A 1,850-nucleotide genomic window follows, 5' to 3' on the forward strand; every position below is an offset into this window, starting at 1 on the left:
CTCCGGGCTTCGTTCTTTCGTGTTTCCAGCTTATCAGATGTTTTCCGCTCCGTTTCCGGGGCTTCGTTCATCCAACTCGCCGGTGTCTTCCGGGGCTTGACGCCCCGTCCGACGTTTCAAACTCTAGCCGATCCCCGCTCCGAAAAGCGAATCCGACCGCAATCCGATAAAACGTGCACGCCGAATAAGCACCAGGTCGAGACGCGAAAAGCGAAAACGACCGGCACGAACCGGAAGTGGTGTTTCTGGGGATTGGCCGCTCCGGGACCGTCCGCGCCGATGCGTGTCCGGTGCTCCCTGCCGAGCGACTAGGAAACACTACCCCTGTCCGGGGTCGAAGGCAAACCCGTCCCGGAGACGGTGCGGGTGCAGAGCGCCCGCCCGGGCTTCACGTACGCGCCGTTGGGGTGGTCGTTGCCGGTGACCCACTGGCGCGCGGTGGCCTCGTCGCGGCCGCCGTCGCGGTGCCGCCGGAGCAGACGCTCCTCGCGGACCTCGTCATCCGTGTGCACGTACCAGAGCTCGCGCAGGAGTCGGCGGGCATCGGACCAGGGCGTGTCGGCGGAGGCGAGGTAGTTGCCCTCGGTGATGACGAGCCGGGTGTGCGGGCGGACCACGTGGCGGGCGGCGACCGGTTCGTCCAGGGTGCGGTCGAAGTCCGGGACGTAGATGTCCTGGAACCGGTCGCCGGCGATGCGGCGCAGCAGGGCGAGGTAGCCGTGGGCGTCGAAGGTGACCGGGGCGCCCTTGCGGTGGGTCAGGCCGAGGCGGTCGAGCTGGGCGCCGGAGAGGTGGAAGCCGTCGAGCGGGACGTAGGCGGCGGTGCCGGGGCCTTCGGCACGCTCGACCTCGGCGACCAGGTGGCGGGCCAGGGTGGACTTGCCGGCGCCGGGCGGGCCGGCAAGTCCCAGGATCGTGCGGGCGTTGCTGCCCGGGCCGCGGAGGAAAGCGAGGGCAAGGGCGGTGAGGCGGTCCTCGTTCATGGCCGCACCTTACTGAGCGCGCCCGTATTACTGAGCACGCCCGTGCTCGGCGCGGCCCCGTGCCGGGCACAGGGCCGCCGGGCCGAGCCGGCTCAGCGTTCGGCGAGGGCGGGCAGGTCCAGGGTGAGGGTGCCGGCGTCGGCGTCGAGCAGGGCGGGAACGCCGAGCGGGACGGTGAGGGTGGACGGGCAGTGGCCGAAGCCCAGTTCCCAGAGCACGGGGACGCCGAGCCCGCCGAGCCGGTCGAGCATCACGTCCCGGACCCGTTCCGGCCGTCCGCAGCCCTCCCAGGAGCCGAGGGCGACACCGGCCACGCCGTCGAGGGCACCGGAGCGCAGGAGCTGGGTGAGCAGGCGGTCGAGCTGGTAGGGGTGCTCGTTCACGTCTTCGAGCAGCAGGATGCCTCCCTCGTACGAGGCCCGGGCGGCAGGCGTGCCGCGCTCGGCGGTGAGGACGTGGAGGCAGCCGCCGGCCGTGACGCCGCGGGCCCGGCCGGGGACGAGCGGGGCGGCGGTGGGTGACGTGAGGACGGTGACGGCGGCGGGGTCGAAGAGGGTGCGGCGGAGGTGCTCGGCGGTCGGGCCGTCGGAGACGAAGGAGGCCCCGGCGGCCAGCGGTCCGTACAGGGTGGCGAGGCCGAGGCGCTGGGCGAACGCCTCGTGGAGGGAGCTGACGTCGCTGAAGCCGATGAAGGGCTTGGGCCCGGCGGCGCGCATCGCGGTCCAGTCGAGCAGGTCGGCCATGCGGTGCACGCCGTACCCGCCGCGGGCGCAGATGACGGCGTCGACGGTGGGGTCGAGCCAGGCGTTCCGGAGGTCGGCGGCGCGGTCCGCGTCGGTGCCGGCCAGGTAGCCGAGGGAGGGGTGG

General features: G+C 72.5%; 2 protein-coding genes. Both read right to left on the bottom strand.

Translation table 11 applies throughout. The features are described 5' to 3' along the window. Positions 1 to 308: 308 nt before the first annotated feature. Positions 309 to 983: a nucleoside/nucleotide kinase family protein gene (locus ACIQOV_RS39745; RefSeq protein ID WP_380552672.1), complete on the bottom strand. Its 675-nt coding sequence runs from the start codon at positions 981 to 983 to the stop codon at positions 309 to 311. A 92-nt stretch (positions 984 to 1,075) separates the two neighbouring features. Then, positions 1,076 to 1,850 (bottom strand): LD-carboxypeptidase (locus ACIQOV_RS39750; RefSeq protein WP_401055797.1); only part of this gene is annotated, 775 nt, incomplete at its 5' end.

Origin of the sequence: Kitasatospora sp. NPDC091257 (assembly GCF_044757675.1) — a bacterium.
Taxonomy (GTDB): domain Bacteria; phylum Actinomycetota; class Actinomycetes; order Streptomycetales; family Streptomycetaceae; genus Kitasatospora; species Kitasatospora lactacystinica.

Excerpts from the sequence above, each read along its gene's own strand:
- ACIQOV_RS39745 (WP_380552672.1), bottom strand. The coding sequence starts at position 983 with ATGAACGAGGACCGCCTCACCGCCCTTGCCCTCGCTTTCCTCCGCGGC.